Source organism: Candidatus Zixiibacteriota bacterium, assembly GCA_040752815.1.
Classification (GTDB): Bacteria; Zixibacteria; MSB-5A5; order GN15; family FEB-12; genus JAGGTI01.
Genome location: JBFMGC010000023.1, coordinates 1 through 18515 on the forward strand (window position 1 = coordinate 1; position 18515 = coordinate 18515).

An 18515-nucleotide genomic window follows, 5' to 3' on the forward strand; every position below is an offset into this window, starting at 1 on the left:
GTCGCGCCGGCCCCCCGGGGCCGTCACCCCTGTGGCGGGGAGTATTGAAAGTTCCTTGGATGCGTCATCGCGAGTCCCGGCCGCACTTCGCGGACGGGACGTGGCGATCTCAACCAGCACCTACGTAACATGTTGAGATTGCCGTGCTGCGATGCGGCCGCTTGGACCCGGCGCATCGTCGCCCGCAATGACCCTGCGATAGGCTCTTCCAACAGGCCCGGCGACAGGGGTCCAGACGAGATGGCCGATCAGCCACGTTTGTTGTGTGGGATATTCTCGCTTCGACGCTATGTTTGATGATGACGTCAATCGGCATAATGACTATGACTATATGCAGATGTCGAAACCGCACCGCGCGCCTACGGCGCCCAGGCACAGGTTCCGACCTACGAGTCTTTTGAGACAACCCCCAAAGGATGGGCCACCAGCTCCAATATCGGCTGTCAAACTCAGCTTTCCGACGCGCTGCGCGCACCGAAGAGCGAATACAGCACCGGCAGCACAAACAGCGTAAGCGCGGTGGAGGTCACGATCCCGCCGATGACCACTGTCGCCAGCGGCCGCTGTACTTCTGCACCAACCCCCTGCGACAGCGCCATCGGTACAAACCCGAACGCAGCCACCAGAGCGGTCATCAGCACCGGGCGCATACGCACTATTCCGGCGCGCTGGACCGCCGCGTCGAGTTCCGTGCCCTCGGATCGCAGCCGCTTGATGTGCGAGACCAGCACCAGCCCGTTCAGAACGGCTATGCCGGAGAGTGCGATAAAGCCCACCGCCGCCGAAATGCTGAACGGCATCCCCCGCAACGCCAGTGCGGCTACGCCGCCGAGCGCCGCCAGCGGAACCCCGGTAAAGATGAGAATAGCGTCGCGGAAGGAACCGTAGGTCCAGTAGAGCAGGCCGAAAATCATGAACAGGGCCAGCGGCACCACCACCGCCAGCCGGGTTCGCGCCCGCTCAAGGTTTTCGAACTGCCCGCCGAACCGCACGAAATAACCGGGATCGAGCGGGACTTGCGCGTCGATTCGCTCCCTGAGATCATTGACGAATGAAAGCACGTCGCGATCGCGCACGTTGCACTGTACAACTACCCGCCGCTTGCCCCATTCGCGAGTGATGGTCGAACGTCCGGAGGCCAGCACCGGTGTGGTGACCCGGTCGAGAGTCAGTTGCGCACCGGTGACCGATTGAATCGGGACGCGTTCGATGTCCTCGGGTACGGACGCATACCCCGGGTCGAGGCGGACCTGCAAATCGAAACGGCGCTGTCCCTCGAAAACCTCGCCCACTTTGATACCGCCGATGCTTTCTATGTAATTGAGTACTTCACGGGCGGGGAGACCGAACCGGGACAGCTTGCCGCGGTCGACTTCGATGAGGAACTCCGGCTGGCCGGTCAATTGCTCCACCGAAACATCGGCGCTGCCCGGAATCCGCTCGGCCAATAAGGCGATCTGTTCGGCTTTCTCCTCGAGAACGTCCAGATCGTCGCCGAAGAGCTTGATGCCGACATCGGTGCGAATTCCCGCGAGCAGTTCATTAATGCGCATTTCAATTGGCTGGGTGAACACTTTGTTCATCCCTGGAAGGTCAGCCAGTTCCCGGTCCATGAGGGCGACCAGCTCCTGCTGGTTGCCGGCGCGGGTCCACTCCGAGCGCGGTTTGAGCGTGGCGTAGACATCGGTAAGTTCGAGACCCATCGGGTCGGTGGCCAGCTCGGCCGTGCCGGTGCGTGACCAGATCTGGTCTATTTCGTCGGGGAAAGCGGCCAGCAGGGCGCGCTCGATGGTCTCGCCCCCCGAGGATGATTGCTCCAGCGAGATTCCGGCGAGACGAATCACGTTGATAGTCACCGTCCCTTCGCTCAAGCGCGGAACGAATTCAGCACCCAGCCGAGTGAAGAGGAGCAGACCGCCCGCCACCATTATGACGGCTGTGCTCAGAACTGCCGGGCGGTGTTTCATGGCGAACCGCAAGGCGGGCTGATACAGGCGCTGCACCCAGCGCACCAGGAACGGTTCGCGCTCGCTTCCGTGACGCTTGAGAAACACCGCCAAAAGCGCGGGGATAACGGTGAACGAGAGCACCAACGAGCCAAGCAGGACGAAAATCACGGTCAGCGCCATCGGGCGGAACATTTTCCCCTCGACACCCTGCAGGGTTAGTATCGGCAGGTAGACGAGCATGATGATCAGCTCGCCGAACAGAGTCGGTTTGCGCACCTCGAGGATGGCATTTCGAAGTATTTCGAGCCGGGACCCATTCGCCTGCGGCTGGGTGAGTCGTCGCACCGAGTTTTCTACCTGGATCACGGCGTTGTCGACCGCGAGTCCGAAATCGATCGCGCCCAGGCTCATGAGGCTGCCGACTATTCCGAATCGGCTCATCATATCAAAGGCAAAGAGCATCGAAAGCGGTATGGCCGAGGCGACAATCAAGCCGGCCCTGATGTTGCCGAGGAACATGAACAGCACGGCGATTACCAACACTGCGCCATAAGTCAGGTTGTGGGTCACGGTCGAAAGCACCTGATCGACCAGGTGAGTGCGGACATACACCGGGCGGGTCTCGACACCGGCGGGAAGTGACTTCTTGATTTCTTCGAGACGTTCGGCCAGCCGGGCCGCTACTTCGTGCGAATTCTGGCCGGAGATCATGAAACCGAGTCCGAGCACAACCTCGCCGGTTCCCATGTAGGTGGCGGCGCCTCGTCGGATCTCGTGGCCGATTAGAACGTCTGCGACATCATCAACATGAATCGGAACATCGTTGCGAGTCTCGACCACGAGGTTTCTGATGTGATCCAGGCGATTGACGACACCGATCCCGGCAACAATTGTCTGCTCGCCGGCGCGTACCATCTGGCCGCCGGGGACATTGCCGATGCTCTCCTGCACGGTCTCGATGAGATCCGTCAGGCTGAGGCGATACTGGGCGAGCCGGTTGGGGTCGACAAGGATATGGTACTGGCGTTCGAAGCCACCCCAACTGTTGATTTCCGCCACGCCGGGGACAGATTGAAGCTGCGGTTTGATGATCCAGTCCTGAATGGTGCGGAGTTCGGTGTGGTCCTCGGTCTTCCCCAGGACGACATAGTGGAAGATTTCTCCGAGACCGGTCGATATCGGTCCCAGCCGGGGCGCCTCGACATCATCGGGGAGATCGATACCCGGCAGCCGTTCGGCGACCTGCTGGCGGGCGCGATAGATATCTACTTCGTCATCAAAAATGAGATTGACCTGCGAGATGCCGTATTTCGAGATCGAGCGGACATCGCTCAGACCGGTCAGGCCGGAGAGTTCGCGCTCGATGGGGAAAGTGATCTGGCGCTCTACTTCTTCCGGCGCCCAGCCGGGAGCCGAGACATTGACCTGCACGAGGACCGGTGTGGTATCCGGGAAGGCGTCGAACGGCAGGTTTACCAGCGCCGTCAGTCCCAGCACGATCAGGAGCAGGGTTAGAGACAGAATCAGCCACCGGCGGCGAATACTGAAGTCGATTAAGCTGGTCAGCATCGGCTGCTCTACTCTCCGGCGCAGCCGGCGCCGAGACTTTCTTTCTTCAGCTCAGTCTTGAGCAGGAAGCTCCCGTCGGTTACCACCAGATCCCCCGCCGCGAGTCCGGAGCGGACCATATAATGGTCACGATCACCGCGATCAATAGCCACTTTGTGCGGGCGATAGCGGTCAACCGCCTCCTGCAAAAACACAATGTGGCAGCAGCCTTCCCACTGCACGGCATCCTTGGAGACCAGCAAGGCCGAGGAACCGCCCGGCTGCTGCAACTGAATGCGTCCGAAGAGATGAGCGCGCAGTTCCGGATCGGGGCGCGTCACCCGGGCCCGAACGATACCGGTGCGCGTGTCCGGTTCGAGATACTGCGACACCCAGATAACCTCGCCCTCGGTGCGAGCGAGCGCTTCACCGTCGACCGAGAATGTCACCTTCTGACCGAGGCGAAAAGCGGTCAGGTCCTGTTCACGGACATGAGCCTGGATCCAGAGGGCGCTCGGTCGGCCCAGCAGTCCGAATGCCGAACCGGCCGGCAGTTGCTCGCCCAGGGGAGCGCGGCGCTCGAGGATAGTACCGGCCATGGCGGCGCGAATAAGCCAGCGGGGGCCGGTATCGCGGGAATCCAGCAGGTTTTGCAGGTCGGATTCGCCCAGACCTGCCGCACGAAGCCGCCCCACCGCGCCGTTGACCTCCGACAAGGCCGCCTTCTCCGACGCCTCAACGTCCTGGAGCTCGGACTGGCTGATGAGATCTTTGAGGGCAAGTTCTCGGGCGCGTGTTAACTGCTGCTGGTCGCGGGTCCAGTCGGCGTGAGCGGTCAGGTAGTCTGACTTTAGCTGCGCCACCTCAGGGGATTCCACATCGGCCAGAGGCTGTCCCTCGCCAACCTGCTGCCCGGGATCTACCAGCCACCGGATGACGGTGGCGGGCACGGTGGTAGTAACCGCCGCAGTTCTGGTTTCGTCAAACACGATCTCCGCCGGAGCCTCAATCATAACCGCCGCCGCCATAGCGGGCATCGCCGGTTCGACCTTGAGGCCAACGCGCTCGGCTGTACGTTGGGAAGCAAAGCGGATCACCGCCTTATCCGACGTGCAGCCCGGTTCGTTGGCGGGGAAGAAAACTGTCGCGGTCACCGGCTCAGCAGTCACGACTTCGACCGGTTCCTGCGGAAACGTCAATGACGGATTGCACTGACGGCAGTGCGACTCGGGCAGATTATGCTCGCCGCACCAGTTGTGGTTCGCTCTGAAAACGTCGACCAGTTGCGGATTACACTTCGTGCACTCAGATTCCGGGACGCGATGCTCGGCGCACCAGTCGGTTCCACGGTCGGCGATGTCCAGCGCAGCCTCCTCGGCCCTGGGCTCTTGCCCGATAGCGCGCGCTTCGCTGATTTCCGGGCGCATGTTAACCGTATTGCCGCGAAACAGCCCGGAAAGGCCCGTGCCGATCACGATTCCGAGCGAAATGAGCGCCAGGTATGCCAATGTTCTTCGCATAGCTTTTGATTCTCCACGCGGGAGTCGGGCCGGGCAACGTAGATGCGCCGGGGCCGATGTACCCGCTACAATTGTTGATTGGGTGTCCGCCGCGAAGGCGGAAATAGAGCTACGCGATCAGACGAGGAGGGTGATCGCGCCCATCGATATGGGGCGGACGCAAGTCGACAAGAATATCGCTGACAAGCCGTTCAGCCTGCAGGAAAATCTCGGACCCGACAGGACTCCCGGGTGAGGTGGCCAGTGGCTGGTAATGGCAGCCACAGCGCCAGTAATCGCTGCATTCGCTTTCGGCGCAGCAATCGTCGGGGTGAGCGAGCGCTCCGAAAGTCGGAGCTACCAGGGTCAGGATGACCAGAACAGCCGCCAGGCGATGGTAGATTATGTTAGTCGGTTTTGCCAAAGTGCTGACTCACTCTCCAATCAAGACTGAATATATATTAATTGTTCAATCAGTCAAGTGTTCCCGTTGAGAGAAGGTGACAGATCCAGCGACGGGCCTGCTTGCGCCAACGAATCTTATTGATGTCCAGTTGGTTACATCCGTAGTGCAGAGGCTCGAGAGCCTGCAAGCCGGCTGGCGACTGCAAGAACAAAGGATGGCTCTCTAATGGCATGATAAAATTTCGCCGACAAATAGGACCGAAAAAAGAAGATTTGTCTTGATTGCGAGTAGCGGCTGAGTTTATATTCGCAGCGATTGTGTCACAGTACTGTCATGATGCGTGCTGTGCTGACTGGTTGGACTAAATGATCACAACTCGACTGACTTCCGCTCGGACCGTGCGCCGCCGTGAACTTACCGCGCACACGGTGACCATCGTTCTTATTACGCTCTTGTCTCTTCCACTTAAGGGCGAGGAACCGGCCGTTGATGACGGCAGCTGTCTTTCCTGCCACGAGGAATATGATGCCGGGTTAGCAAGAACTGCCCATGCACTCGGACCTACGGGCAGCGGCAAAGTCTGGTGTGTATCCTGTCATGAGGGTGGCCAGATACATTTAGAAGATCCGACTAAAGACAATATCACTAATCCGAGCCGGATGGTTGGCGCGGAAGCGCGGGCTGTATGCTCAGCCTGTCACGACGCCCACAAGCAGCTCGATGATTCTGGTTTCGACGTTCACTCCCAGCAGCAGCTTAACTGCGCCAGTTGCCACAAGGTGCATGGCGGATCGGCGGCGCTTCTGCTGAGCGATCGCGCCGAGTTTTGTCGACCCTGCCATGAAGATGTTGTCGGCTCGATGCATCGCCGCTCGCAACACCCGGTGAATCAGCGGGCTGTTACCTGTTTAAGTTGTCATAGCTTTGTCAAGAGGTCAGACCATGGTGTGGCCTATGACCAGGCGCGTGTTTGCCAGAGTTGTCATCCGGTCCAAAGCGGTCCGTTTCCGTACGAACATCCCGCAACGAGCGCGTCTCTGGTCGAAGGGGGCAGTTGCCTTGAGTGTCATGCGCCGCACAGCAGCGAGAATGACCGCTTGCTGCGCCAGCCCGGAGCGGCGCTGTGCAGACAGTGTCACGTCGAACCGCCGGGCCATCGCAATCTACCGGCCCTGCACGGATTCGTGCGCGATATCGAGGACTGTTTCGCATGTCACACCGGCGTACACGGTTCGATGACGAGTCACAAACTGCTTGACCCGATGCTGCAGGCCCGGCTGGGCAGCCCGCAGGATTGCACTCAGTGTCACGAACTATAAGACTGGGGTGCGGAGAGCAATGAACAGGACAGAGTGTCGAACAAGACATAGCATCAGTTGCCTTCCGGTGATCATCATGATCGGCTTGCTGCCATTCAAATCGCTGGCATCGGCAGGCTCGGGCACCGTCAAAGCCGGATACCTATTTACCGATGAAGTGGGTGACCGTGCTCTGAACCAGGAAACATTCAATGTCTATTCCGGAATGGGGCTCTCACTGGAACGGTTTTCATTCCAGTTTCAAAACGGCGTAAGGGTGACATCTGATCTGACGGACCTGACTCTAAACAACCGCAACCTGACATTCGGAATCGAGAAAACCGGCAAGTTCCGCCTGGACCTGCATAACGATCAGTATAGGAGATTCTACGACTTTGAGGGTGGTCGGTTTACAAGGCGACGCACCACGAGCGCACAACTCTCCGTCCGGCCGATCCGCGAAGTGGAGTTGTACGGCGGCGTTTACCTGATTGACCGTCACGGCGACTATCAGGACGCGCTTGCGGTGACCAGAGGCATTGCGCCAATGGACTTCCGCTACTCCACCGTGACCACCGGGGCACACGTCGCCCACCGGGGGAGAAACATCGATGTGTCTTATCAGCGTTTCAAACTGACCCAGGAGATTCAGTCCGACCCGTCGCAGGTTGATCGAACCGCAGACGCTTTCCGTTTCGACGCTTCCACTCCGGTGCCGAAACTTGATCAGGTCTCTCTCTCCGGCGGATATCAATATCGAAAGGACTACGGCGATCTTCCCGGTGAGATAAAGACCAATCTCGGCTGGGGAGCGGCAAGGTGGGACCTCCCCCGCGATTATCAACTCGAGTATCGCCTGGTATTCGCCCGCACCGATCAGACTACTTTGGACAGGGAGACGGACAACGCCACCAACACCGTCACCATCGGTAAACTCTGGCGCACCGGATATGGGATCAGGGTGGGTTACGAAAACCGGATCGCCGATGATCTGACCAATCGAACCGAAGCGCACGGTCTCCTTGTATCTACCTGGGGACGCATTGGCGCCCGCTTCACCGCGAAGGCGTCAGCTTCGTTTCTGGACAAAGATGTGGTCGACGGAACGACTCTTACAGGCGATCAGTCCTCCAGTCGCTTTAAGATCTCCGGACGCTATTCGGTCCCTGAATACGGCGACCTGTGCGTTCAGTGGTCCAGCCGGGTGACCACGCACGATCCGGTGCCGGTTCTACGTGATTCGGCGGGATACGAGAGCACTGAAACCCGCGTTGATTACCAGGTCTGGTCGACGGTGGCCAACATCAAAGTCAAGCGTCTTGGCTCAGTCAATGTGTCGTATGCTTACTATGTAGGGGAATACCAGAACAACAGCCGTGGTGTGAATTATGAGTTCTCAGACCATATAGTTCAGGGATCGGTGCATCCCAGGCGGTACGAGAACATCGAAGTATCGGCGAGGGGTGTCTATTACCGGAGCCGCCGTGATCAGAATGCTGAGAAATTCAGCGTCGGCTTCGACGCCGCCTATTTCCTCAAGGACGACTACGTGTTGGGTGCGTCCTATGACGCCTTCAATGCCGACGATCTGCTGTTTGTCGGCCAGTACTATACCGCAAACATCGTTAGAGTTTATATCGCCAGAAACGTGACGTTTTAAGATAGTGAGGATGATATGCGTACCAAGTTAATCTGGTTGACAGGGCTTCTGCTCGCGGCGCTGCTGATGCAGTTCGGGTGCGAGCGCAAGACGGTCACGACCACTGAAGTGATCAAGGAGGTGAGTCCGCAAGATGCGGCGTATGTCGGCAGCGCCGAATGCGGCACCTCAGGTTGCCATGAGGGTGTGCTCGCGACGTTTCGCAACACCGGGCATCCCTACAAACTGAATGACGCCGACTCGGCCAGGTTGCCGGTCGGCCAATACTACCCGTTCACGTCGGTCCCGAATCCCTCCGATGTCAGTTGGGATAACATCTCGATGGTGATCGGGGGCTTTTGGTGGAAAGCGCGCTATATCGACAATGAGGGGTACATCCTCACCGGCGCTAACCGCCAGTACAACTTTGAAACCCAGCAATTTGTCTCTTACGATGCAGCCACGGCGCCGCGCAAACCGTACGACTGTGGACCGTGCCATATGACCAATTATGTGGATACGGGCCATCAGGGAGGCCTGCCAGGTCTGGTGGGTACCTGGACATTCAACGGGGTTCAGTGCGAGGAATGCCATGGTCCGGGCGAATTCCATGCCGCCGAGCCATATAAGTTTGCGATGGAGATCGATCGATCATCGGAGGCGTGTGGCAAATGCCATATAAGAGGCAGCGTACAGAAGATTCCTGCGAAGAGCGGCTGGGTCGAACATCACGAACAATGGAACGAGATGTTCCGCACCAAGCATGCCGCGCTGGAATGCGTGGACTGCCATAATCCTCATATAGGACTGCATGCCGATAATCCGGAGCGAGAATCCGCGATAAAAGTGGCGTGTGAAAGTTGCCACCTCGCGGAGACCCAGGGCTTTCTGGCCAGTGGGATAGGCCATGCGGCAAGTGAGGCCGGTCCGGATTGTATCGATTGCCACATGGCTAAAACCGGTAAGTCGGCGGTCGCTAATGCTACCACGTTTACTGGCGATGTGCGCAGTCATAGCTGGACGATCAACATGGATCCGAACGCGGCGATGTTCACCCAAGATGGACTTTTCGCCAACGGCTATATCACGCTTGACTTTGCCTGTCTGCAGTGCCACACATCAGAAACCAAGGAGTGGGCTGCGACCTATGCCCCGCTCGTTCACACTCCGATTGGATCTCCGTCTAGTGGCGATTTCTCGCAACTGGCAAGTTCAACCTTGAAGGGTCACTGATAGTCTTTTAGGAATCGAGTCTGAGTTCGGGCCCCGTGAATTCAACGGGGCCTTTTTCTTGCTACCTTACAACGTTTCGCGGCAGCCCGGTTCGAGATTAGCCGCAGTGACCGATTCGTTCAAATACAGCGCAATCGCCTCGGGGGAGATACACGGACTCACCTTGCGGCGGGCGATGCGCTGGATGTTGAGCAGATGCATGGCGCTGATATTGTCGGTCGTGATGTTCTTGCCGCCGGTGCCGCATCCCAGGGTGAGCGACGGCCTCAGCGCGTTGTAGGTCCCGCCGAGCGCGCCGTGTGATGCCGGCGTATTGATTAGAATGCGGCCGGCGTTCATGGTCGAGGCAAAGTACCGTATCCTCTCCTCGTTGGTAGAGAACATGCTGATGGTGTGCCCCAGGCCGCCATTGACGTTGATCTTGCGGCAGAGCTCGATGGCGGTTTCGATATCGTCAGCCCGATAAAACGCCAGAATTGGCGCGAGTATCTCCAGCGAGAGTGGCGATTGCAGGCCGACCTCGTCCAATTCGGCAATTAGCAGCGTGGTATCGGGTGGGACGTTGATACCGGCCATTTCGGCTATCTTAGTTGCGGGCTGGCCGATCACCTCGGGGCGCATGGTCCGATGCTCGACGTTGAAAGCGATCGGTTCGAGACGCTTGATCTCTTCTTGGGTCAGGAAGTACGCCTTGCGCTCGAGTAAAAGCCGCTTGACCTGCTCGACATGGCACCCTCTGACTACGAGCGCCTGTTCGCTTGCGCAGATAGTCCCGTTGTCAAAGGTTTTGGAGAGGAAGATCTGTTCCACCGTAAACGGCACGTCGGCGCTCATACCGATAAACACCGGCACGTTGCCGGGGCCGATACCGATTGCCGGATTGCCGGAACTGTATGCCGCGCGAACGAGCGCAGTCGAGCCGGTGGCCAGAACCATGGCGGTTTTTTTGTGGCTCATCAGGGTCAAAGTCTCCTGCTCGGTTGACCTGGCCACCCATTGGATGCAGTGATCCGGCGCGCCGGCGCTGAGCGCGGCGCCGTAGCAGATTCGGGCCGCCTCGATGGAGCATTTCTTCGCGGCTCCGTGCGGGCGGATGACAATCGGGTTACGCGATTTGAGAGAAATGAGTATTTTGAACAGGACAGTCGAGGTTGGGTTGGTCACGGGCGTGATTGCGAATATCGGACCGATCGGCTGAGCGATCTCCACAATCCCTTTTTCCGCGTCCTCCGATATCACCCCCACCGTCTTCATATCCTTGATGTCCTCGTAGACGATGCGGGTGGCGATGACGTTCTTGATGACTTTATCGCGCCAGATACCGAGCCGGGTCTCGTCGCACGCCATCTTCGCCAACCGGATGCGGTTGTCGAATCCGGCTTCATAGACAGCCCGGACAATCCGGTCGGTCTGCTCCTGGTTGAGTTTTCGGAAGGCGGCCGCGGCCATCGTCGCGCGGTCCAGGATAGCGTCGATATCGAGCCCAGGGGGGCGTTCGTCGGTCATAATCACATACCTCTCCGGCGATAAGCTGGCCAAAAATACGGCATTGCACGAGGGCCGGACAAGCGGAAAGGGGGCGAGCTTTCTGGTTGATTCGGCCGGCGGCAGCGGACTATTATTGGTTGCCCTCGATACCGAACGGTTCCTGCGATACGCGCAGGCTACAAGCGAGGGCAATTCCAATTGGCCGGTCTGAAAACATGTACATTTTGCAGGACCTGGTACTGATCTTCGCCGCGTCGGTGGCCGGCCTGCTGGTGTGCCATCGCCTGAAGCTCCCGCCGATAGTGGGGTTTCTAATTGCCGGGCTGGCTATCGGCCCGCACGGCTTCAGTCTGATTCACTCCCCACACGAAGTCGACATGCTCGCGGAGATCGGGGTCATTCTGCTTTTGTTCGCCATCGGGATCGAGTTCTCCGTCAAGGACCTTCTGCACTCCAGCCGCTCCGCTCTGTTGGGGGGTGGGCTGCAAGTGGTGCTCACGATCGTTGTGGTCACACTGCTGGTGGCCTGGCTCGATTTCACGCTCAGCCAGGCGGTGTTCGCCGGTTTCCTGGTGTCGCTCAGCAGTACCGCTATCGTCCTGAAGGCCCTTCAGGACCGGGCCGAGCTGGACAGCGCCAACGGGCGCGTCACCCTGGCGATATTGATCTTTCAGGACATAATAATCGCTCCGATGATGATCATCACGCCGGTGTTGAGCGGCGCCGACAGCGGTTTGACTGAGTCGTTGTTCAGGCTGCTCTTCAAAGGTCTAATTGTTGTGATCCTGGTGGTGGTACTGGCGCGATATCTCGTGCCGACCGTGCTCTACCAGGTGGCGCGCACACGGAGTCGCGAGCTGTTCCTGCTCAGCGTAGTGCTGATCGGCATGGCGGTGGCGTGGTCTACGTTCGAACTGGGGCTGTCACTCGGATTGGGAGCGTTCTTGGCCGGGCTGATTATCTCCGACTCGGAATACAGCAGTCAGGCGCTCGAGGGAGTTCTGCCGTTCAAGGCGGTGTTCACCGGGTTTTTCTTCGTCTCGATCGGGATGTTGCTGGATACCTCCACGGTTCTGTCCCATCCGGGTGCGGTTTTCGGCGGAGGTCTGCTGGTCATTCTCATCAAGACGATTATCGCCGCAGGCGTGGCGCTGGCCCTGGGGATGTCATCGCGGGCGGCGATCATAATCGGCCTGGCGCTCGGCCAGGTGGGGGAGTTCAGCTTTATTCTCTCCAAAGTTGGATTGTCATCGGGCCTGATTGACTCCGGGCATTACCAGCTCTTTCTGGCGGTCGCCATTCTGACCATGGGCCTGACCCCGTTCCTGATAAGCCTCGCGCCAAGCGTGGCCGCGGCGGTCTCGAGCTGGCCGTTCCTGCGGCGGTTTGAATCGGGATCGTATCGCGGCCTGGCGGGCGGGCGCGAGGGCGATCAGGCGATTGAAAACCACCTGGTGATAATTGGATTCGGGCTGAACGGCCGTAATATCGCCCGCGCGGCCAAGGCGGCGGGGATCAGGTACGTCATTGTGGAAATGAACCCGGACACCGTCCGTGCGGTGAAAGCCGAGGGGGAACCGATCCGCTACGGCGACGCGTCCAGTCGCGAGCTGCTCAAGGAGGTGGCAATCGAACGCGCCCGGATTGTCGTGATCGCGATATCCGATCCGATTACCTCCCGCCGCATCACCCACACCATTCGCGAGCTCAGTCCGCGCGTGTACATTATCGTGAGGACGCGCTTTGTGATCGAAATGGCCGCCCTGTACGAAAACGGCGCCAACGAGGTCATTCCTGAGGAATTTGAGACCTCGGTTGAGATCTTCACCCGCGTTCTGACCAAGTATCTCGTGCCGCGGGACGATATCGAGAAACTGACCGCGGAGCTCCGCTCACACAGTTACGAGATGTTCCGAAGCCTGACTCCGCGGTCGCCGAGCCTGGGTGACCTGCAGGTGCACCTGTCGGAGATTGAAATAAGCGCCGTCAAAGTGGGGTCAACCTGCCCGGCGCTCGGCCAGACACTCGCCGAGGCGCGGCTGCGCAACCGGTTCGGCGTGAACGTGCTGGCGATCATGCGAGGGGCGAAGTTGATCAGCAACCCGGCCGGTGACGTCCGCCTCGAACCAGGCGACCTGCTCTATGTGGTCGGTACGGCCGCGCAGTGCAACGAAGTGGCTTTGGCGCTGGCGGATTGATGTCAGACTTCAGCCCGGGGAGCGCCGGAAGTAGGTTCGATATTCGCCGGCCGAAACCGCGCGCGTCCACGTGTCGAAGCCCTTTGCTCTGGCCTTGTCGATTAGCGGCGCGGGCTCAAAAGGCGTGATCAGTTCGTATATGACGTCGTGGGGTAGACTTTCGAGATCGCCCAGCACCCGCCCGATTGGTTGAAGACCGGCCTCGATAAGCGGGCGGGCATCGTGGCTCTGTTTTATCGGTTCCTGCCTGAACCACTCCGGCGGGGTGCTCGACACGGCGCTCTCCGAAGGCGGCTCCGCTGATACATCGATGTCGGGCTGTCCCACCGCCTGTCTCAACTGCCGGACCAGATCGCCGACCGGCACGCCGCCTACCCGCGCAGCCTGCGCGAGGCTGGTGACTCGGGCCACTGTTCTGAGCAGGATCGGATTGCGCAGCTTCTTGAACTCCGGGGCGATCGCGATAAGTACTTCCTCGATCTCCGGGTACGCTTTCAGTAATTCGCCGACTTTGGTTTGTGGCGTGATCAGCAGTTTCTCGTCGCTCACAAAGACTCTTCCTTCACATACGAAAGCAGCCGCTGCTGGCCGGTCAGTGAACGTTTTTCGGTCAGGTCCTGACTCACCTCAAGCGTCCCCAGGTACTTCCCCTCGCGATCACGAACCGCAAAATACTCTATATGAATGAACTTCCCGTTCAGCGTGATCCAGAACGGCGCCCGATCCTGACGGCCGGCTTTGAAGTCGGCTATGATCTGCTCCACCACATGCACGCTGTTGGGCGGGTGGCACATCTGCACCTGGCGGCCTATGATCGCCCGGTTGCGCGCGAAAATCCGCTCCCGCCCCTGCGTGAAATACTTCACCGTGTCATCGGCGCCGACAAAGGTCAGATCGAACGGAATTGTGTTGAGGATGACCTCCAGTTCGGTCGGAGTCAGGCTGCCGGTGTCAAAACGGACTCCGGCTTCGTCTACCGGTTCGCGCTGAACCTCGGGCACTCCGCCGGGCGACCACGTGGCTGACGGGTCATAGATGCAGTAGCCGATTTCGGGACTCTGGACATAGATTGCGTACCACTCGGCATCGTTCAGCTTATCGAGACACATCGGAAGGAGGATTTCTTCTTCCTTGAAAATCATCTCTTTGATCGCCTCGGTGGTTGGTTTCAGGACCAGCTCGATCACCCCCTGGGCTTCGCCGGCAGCAAAACTGGGCGCGCCGGCCAATGCTTCTATCGCTCCCTTCAGTAGCTCACGGACTTCGTCATCCTTGCCCCACATGACAGTCGGCGGGCCGGTTATCCCCTTCTTCTCGAGAAACGGAAACAACAGGTTCTCTTTGCGACGGTAGTGTTTGTCGATATCGCTGAGGCGACTGAAACGCACGCGAAGCTGCCCCATCGGCTCGGTGGCATCGGCCTGTTCGGGCAGTCCCGCTATTTCCGAAAACAGCTTGTCGGTCAGGGCAAGTTCACCGGCCAGGGCCTGGTTTTCCATCTTGAACGTGTGCACCGGGTGGCCCGGAGGAACGCTTTTGGCCCCGGAGGTATCTATCGCCCCTTTCATAGCGGCGGAGTGCAGATCGCAGAGACTGAGGATCTCCGACGCAGGCATGCCGTCGGATATCAGTTCCTGCTCCACGGCGACTACCTCATCGTAGGGGACCCGCCCCAGCAGGCGGACCAGTTGCGGCCGGACCTGCTCCGGGGCCTGGCCCTGGTGAAGCTGGAGAATCAGATGCTTTAGAACATTGCGTCTGGCGGTAGTATTGTCCAATAATTCACTCATTACTACGTCTCCTGTGTCTGCAAAACCAGTGTGCAAAACTCCCAGGTGCGACCGGCTCGGAGTGGCTCGGGGCTAATTCGTGACTGTTATCGTTGCCAGGCCACGCCTGGTCCCTTTATAGCATTCACAAGGCACGTAGTCAAGGTATGGGGCGGCGCTGACAATTTCGTGGCCCGGCAGACCAATACGCCTTGCTGAACAGTAAAGTTTTAGGGGTCTCGCTACCGAATGATTGGTTTGACAATTAACATTAGTTGGTTATTTTGCCAAACAGCAAATATCGATTTCGGAGGTTCTATGAACGCACGGATGAAAACCACCTACGCGGCTCGCGCCCGGATCATCAAGGCGCTGGCGCACCCGACCCGACTGCTCATTGTCGATCAACTAGCCCGCCAAGAACGCTGTGTCTGCGAGCTGCGGGATATGGTCGGCGACGATGTCTCGACAGTTTCCAAGCACCTGACAGTGCTCAAGCAGGCCGGTGTGGTGGAAGACGAGAAGCGCGGTTTGCAGGTTTGGTATCGCCTCAGGGTGCCGTGTATCCTGAATTTCTTCGGATGTGTCGAGAGCGTGCTGCAGGCCAACGCGCGGCAGGCGGCCGCTGCGGCGAAGCGGTAGCGGGGCAGGCGAGGACCGCCGATCGAGTTGGGGCAGGCTCTGCCGCCCACATTAAGAAGCTTGACTATGACTGACTGGAAGCACGAATGGAAACCACTGGCAGCTATCGCAGCTGTTTTCCTGCTCGTCTATCACTTGCCGAACGAAAGCGCCCGTTTCAACGGCGCGGTCACGGAAGCTCTTGAATTGACGAGATGGTACGCGCGTGAGCATGTGCTGCTCTGCTTGATACCGGCGTTTTTCATCGCCGGGGCGATCGCCGTATTTGTCAGCAAAGCATCCGTTATGAAGTACCTGGGAGCCGGAGCAAACAAAGTTCTGGCGTATGGGGTGGCATCCGTGTCGGGCACGGTGCTGGCGGTCTGCTCCTGCACGGTGTTGCCCTTGTTCGCGGGTGTTTATCGCATGGGCGCCGGGCTCGGTCCGGCCAGTGCGTTTCTCTATTCCGGCCCGGCGATAAACGTGCTCGCGATCATTCTCACAGCGAGGATTCTCGGGCTGGAACTTGGGGCTGCCCGAGCCGTCGGGGCAGTCGTGTTCGCCATTCTGATCGGTCTCCTCATGCATGTCATCTTTCGGAAGGATGACACCGAGCGCGTGAACGCCCAGATGGCGCTGCCCGAAGAGAAGCCGGGACGCCCACTCTGGCAGACTGGTGTGTATTTCGGCCTCATGATTGCCATCCTGGTCTTTGCCAACTGGGCCGAGCCCGAGGCAGGCGCCGGTTTTTGGACGTGGGTCTATTCGTTCAAGTGGTGGATCACCTCGGTTGCGGCTGCACTTCTGGGGCTGGTGCTCGTGCTCTGGTTTGGATTCAGGGTCTGGCGTGTCGTCGCGGTCGGGCTGGCCGCGGCGCTGACGGCGGCAATTTTCCCGGAGACCCGGCTCACTCCCTTTTCTGTGGCGGTGGTCGGTTTGTCAGTCATTTCGGCCCGCAATAAAGGCGAAGGCGGTGAGTGGTTCGACCAGACCTGGGGTTTCGCTAAACAGATTTTGCCGCTGCTCCTCGCCGGAGTGCTGTTGTCAGGTCTGTTCCTGGGAAGGCCTGGCCACGAAGGGTTGATCCCGTCGGAGTGGATCGCCGCCTCCGTGGGCGGCAACTCCCTGGCGTCGAACCTGTTCGCGTCGGTGGTTGGAGCCTTCATGTACTTCGCGACACTGACCGAGGTACCAATCCTGCAGGGGCTGATCGGCAGCGGTATGGGCAAGGGTCCTGCACTGGCGCTGCTGCTCGCGGGACCGGCGCTGTCGCTTCCGAATATGCTCGTTCTTCGGTCGATCATGGGCACAAGAAAGACAATTGTGTATATTGTCCTGGTGGTGGCCATGGCCACTTTCACCGGAGTCGTGTATGGTGCGTTGTTCTGAGGAGATGGTACAATGAAAGACATAAAAGTCCTCGGCCCCGGATGCGCCCGGTGCCAGGAATTGCTCAGCCAGACTGAACGGGCCGCCCGCGAAATCGGCCTGGATTGCCAGGTCCAGAAAGTGACTGACATTCGTGAAATTACAACCTACGGCGTGATGATGACACCGGCGCTGGTGGTCGACGGCCAGGTCAAAGTGTCCGGAAAGGTGCCATCGCTCGACGACTTGAAAAAGTTGCTGAAATAGTTCAATCCCGAACGGCTTTTCGAGGTGATCAAATGAGGAATCGGATGTGGTTGTCGGTTGCGATTATGTTGTCAACAGGCGTGGTGGCTGTCGCTGAACAGCCCGCTGATGACAAGGCGGTGCGTGCGGTGGATACGGCAACTCAGGCACAAGAAGTGAGTACCGATTCCGCGACGGTCGTAAGTATCATCTACGCCACTTACTTTCACGGCGACGTCCGCTGTGCTACCTGCACCAAATTGGAGGCATACTCGCGCGAGGCGATTGAGGTCGGACTCGAGAAAGAGGTCAGGGACAGTCTGGTCGTTTTTCGAACGATCAATTGGGATCGGGAGGAAAACGCACATTATATTGATGATTATCAGCTCTACACCAAGGCGCTGATTCTGTCGCGGGTGGGCGGAGGCAAGGAGATTGCGTGGATAAACCTCGACAGCATCTGGCAGTTGGTGGGCGATAAAGAAGCTTACGTCAATTTCGTACAAAGGCAGACCAGGGCATTTCTGGCGGCGCCGAGCAAGTGATGGACACGCTGCTGCTTGCGGTCGGGTCGGCGTTCACGCTGGGGTTTCTTACATCGATTTCCCCCTGCCCGCTGGCGACCAATGTCGCGGCCATTTCGTATATAGGCAGACAAGTGACCAGCCCGGCTCGGGTGATTGCGACCGGCCTGATGTACACGCTGGGGCGGAGTGCGGTCTATGTGGCGGTAGGTGCGTTGACTGTAGCCGGAACCATGGCGGTGCCGAAGCTGTCGTTCTTCTTGCAGAATCACTTCAACGAATTTCTCGGGCCGATTCTTCTGGTGGCCGGCTTGATCCTGCTCGGCGCACTGCGCTTCAAAGGAACCGGTCCGGCTGTCGCAGAGGGCACGCAGGAGCGACTGGCTCGCCAAGGTCTTTGGGGCGGCGGTTTGCTCGGTGTTCTGTTTGCATTGTCCTTCTGTCCGGTTTCGGCCGCGCTTTACTTTGGCAGCCTGATACCACTGGCCGTGAAAAGCCAATCGACAATTCTGGTGCCCACCGTGTTTGGAATCGGCACGGCTATACCGGTGGTGGCGTTCGCGGTGCTGATTGCCGTCGGAACCCGGTTCATCGGCGGTGTGTTCAACCGCCTGACTGCGCTGGAACGCTGGGCACGCCTCACGACTGGTGTGGTCTTTGTACTGATCGGACTTTACCTTAGTGCGGTCCATATTCTGGGCGTGCAGTTGTTTTGAAATCGACAATAGA

At 58.9% G+C, this 18515-nt stretch carries 15 protein-coding genes; 9 read left to right on the top strand and 6 right to left on the bottom strand.

The window, feature by feature from the left end; all coding sequences use genetic code 11:
• Window positions 1–449 precede the first annotated feature (449 nt).
• The 3 genes from AB1772_07370 to AB1772_07380 all read right to left on the bottom strand — a co-directional run bounded on the left by AB1772_07370 (window position 450) and on the right by AB1772_07380 (window position 5420).
• Window positions 450–3518 (bottom strand): CusA/CzcA family heavy metal efflux RND transporter, encoded by a 3069-nt coding sequence (locus tag AB1772_07370; protein ID MEW5796166.1) that lies wholly within the window; start codon window positions 3516–3518, stop codon window positions 450–452.
• An 8-nt stretch (window positions 3519–3526) separates the two neighbouring features.
• On the bottom strand, window positions 3527–5017 hold the full coding sequence (locus AB1772_07375) for an efflux RND transporter periplasmic adaptor subunit (protein MEW5796167.1): 1491 nt from the start codon (window positions 5015–5017) through the stop codon (window positions 3527–3529).
• A 109-nt stretch (window positions 5018–5126) separates the two neighbouring features.
• Window positions 5127–5420 carry a hypothetical protein gene (locus AB1772_07380; protein ID MEW5796168.1) on the bottom strand — a complete coding sequence of 98 codons (294 nt, stop codon included), beginning with the start codon at window positions 5418–5420 and terminating at the stop codon, window positions 5127–5129.
• Window positions 5421–5767: 347 nt separating this feature from the next.
• Here AB1772_07380 and AB1772_07385 point away from each other — a divergent pair, with 347 nt between their 5' ends.
• From AB1772_07385 to AB1772_07395, 3 genes are all read left to right on the top strand, one after another.
• Window positions 5768–6721 carry a cytochrome c3 family protein gene (locus tag AB1772_07385; GenBank protein ID MEW5796169.1) on the top strand — a complete coding sequence of 318 codons (954 nt, stop codon included), beginning with the start codon at window positions 5768–5770 and terminating at the stop codon, window positions 6719–6721.
• Between the two features lie 76 nt (window positions 6722–6797).
• Window positions 6798–8360 carry a hypothetical protein gene (locus AB1772_07390; protein MEW5796170.1) on the top strand — a complete coding sequence of 521 codons (1563 nt, stop codon included), beginning with the start codon at window positions 6798–6800 and terminating at the stop codon, window positions 8358–8360.
• A 15-nt stretch (window positions 8361–8375) separates the two neighbouring features.
• Window positions 8376–9572, top strand: coding sequence for a multiheme c-type cytochrome (locus AB1772_07395; GenBank protein ID MEW5796171.1), 1197 nt, complete (start codon window positions 8376–8378; stop codon window positions 9570–9572).
• A 66-nt stretch (window positions 9573–9638) separates the two neighbouring features.
• Here AB1772_07395 and AB1772_07400 read toward each other — a convergent pair whose 3' ends face one another.
• Window positions 9639–11078, bottom strand: coding sequence for an aldehyde dehydrogenase family protein (locus AB1772_07400; protein MEW5796172.1), 1440 nt, complete (start codon window positions 11076–11078; stop codon window positions 9639–9641).
• Window positions 11079–11275: 197 nt separating this feature from the next.
• On the opposite strand from AB1772_07400, the gene AB1772_07405 reads away from it, so the two are divergent.
• Window positions 11276–13258, top strand: a complete 1983-nt coding sequence (locus AB1772_07405; GenBank protein ID MEW5796173.1) for a cation:proton antiporter — start codon at window positions 11276–11278, stop codon at window positions 13256–13258.
• A 9-nt stretch (window positions 13259–13267) separates the two neighbouring features.
• Here AB1772_07405 and AB1772_07410 read toward each other — a convergent pair whose 3' ends face one another.
• Both AB1772_07410 and AB1772_07415 read right to left on the bottom strand, forming a co-directional pair.
• The gene (locus AB1772_07410) at window positions 13268–13807 is read right to left on the bottom strand and encodes a DUF1858 domain-containing protein (GenBank protein ID MEW5796174.1); all 540 of its coding nucleotides are present in this window, start codon (window positions 13805–13807) and stop codon (window positions 13268–13270) included.
• Window positions 13804–15048 carry a DUF438 domain-containing protein gene (locus AB1772_07415; protein MEW5796175.1) on the bottom strand — a complete coding sequence of 415 codons (1245 nt, stop codon included), beginning with the start codon at window positions 15046–15048 and terminating at the stop codon, window positions 13804–13806. The genes AB1772_07410 and AB1772_07415 overlap by 4 nt, the downstream gene beginning before the upstream one ends.
• Before the next feature lie 297 nt (window positions 15049–15345).
• On the opposite strand from AB1772_07415, the gene AB1772_07420 reads away from it, so the two are divergent.
• From AB1772_07420 to AB1772_07440, 5 genes are all read left to right on the top strand, one after another.
• On the top strand, window positions 15346–15669 hold the full coding sequence (locus tag AB1772_07420) for a metalloregulator ArsR/SmtB family transcription factor (GenBank protein ID MEW5796176.1): 324 nt from the start codon (window positions 15346–15348) through the stop codon (window positions 15667–15669).
• A 66-nt stretch (window positions 15670–15735) separates the two neighbouring features.
• On the top strand, window positions 15736–17037 hold the full coding sequence (locus AB1772_07425; GenBank protein ID MEW5796177.1) for a permease: 1302 nt from the start codon (window positions 15736–15738) through the stop codon (window positions 17035–17037).
• A gap of 12 nt (window positions 17038–17049) precedes the next feature.
• Window positions 17050–17283, top strand: coding sequence for a thioredoxin family protein (locus AB1772_07430; protein MEW5796178.1), 234 nt, complete (start codon window positions 17050–17052; stop codon window positions 17281–17283).
• A 44-nt stretch (window positions 17284–17327) separates the two neighbouring features.
• The gene (locus AB1772_07435) at window positions 17328–17807 is read left to right on the top strand and encodes a nitrophenyl compound nitroreductase subunit ArsF family protein (protein MEW5796179.1); all 480 of its coding nucleotides are present in this window, start codon (window positions 17328–17330) and stop codon (window positions 17805–17807) included.
• On the top strand, window positions 17807–18502 hold the full coding sequence (locus AB1772_07440) for an aromatic aminobenezylarsenical efflux permease ArsG family transporter (protein ID MEW5796180.1): 696 nt from the start codon (window positions 17807–17809) through the stop codon (window positions 18500–18502). The genes AB1772_07435 and AB1772_07440 overlap by 1 nt, the downstream gene beginning before the upstream one ends.
• Window positions 18503–18515 lie beyond the last annotated feature (13 nt).